At 67.3% G+C, this 709-nt stretch carries 1 protein-coding gene; it reads left to right on the top strand.

Features of this window, described 5'->3' with window-relative positions; all coding sequences use genetic code 11:
• Positions 1–94: 94 nt before the first annotated feature.
• A complete protein-coding gene (locus tag ACYPYD_RS26480; protein ID WP_036525588.1) occupies positions 95–616 on the top strand; it encodes a 3'-5' exonuclease in 522 nt (173 codons plus the stop codon).
• Positions 617–709: the final 93 nt, after the last annotated feature.

Raw genomic sequence — 709 nt, 5'->3', positions numbered from 1 at the left:
CCACGCCCCCACCCGGCCTCCCACTAGTGTATCCTGATGGGAGGCCCGGTAGGGGCGTGGGCCGGTGCCGCACTCTTCAGAAAGGACTCCTGGTTTGAGCTGTCCCGCGCTGATCGACTTCGAAGCGAGCTGCCTGCCCGAATATGGGCAGTCCTATCCCATCGAAGTCGCGGTGGCGCGGATCGACGGTTCGAACCGGGCCTGGCTCATCCGACCCGCCGAGGCCTGGCGCTACTGGGACTGGTCGGACGAGGCCGAGGCGCTGCACGGCATCAGTCGGCAGATGCTCGACGACGAGGGCCTGCCGCCCGCGCAGGTCCTTGCCGAGATGGCCGAATTCGTGGCCGGGTGCCCGGTCTATGCGGACGCCGATCTCGACGAATTCTGGCTCGAAGTGCTGTGTCAGGCGGTGGGGGCGAAGCTGCCGTTTCCGGTGCACTACCTCGGCGAGTTCCTCAAGGACGGCGGCTATTCGCGCCCGCAGGTGGTCGCCGCGCTGGAAGAGGCGAAGCGCCTGCTGCCCAAGGAACATCTGGCGCGCGAGGATGCCAAGCGGCTGGCGATGGTGGTCAAGCTGCTGGTGGACGGCGAGGTGGAACCGTCGTCCCGGACTTGATCCGGGACCGGTGGCTGTCTTTAGGCTAGCGCCATCGCCAAGGCGTCCCGCCGATGGCAAGGCTGTTCACGGCCAGCGGTCCCGGATCAAGTC

This window comes from Novosphingobium sp. 11B (assembly GCF_054589055.1).
Note: the sequence above shows the minus strand (reverse complement) of the source record. Positions and strands in the feature narration are given on the sequence as shown.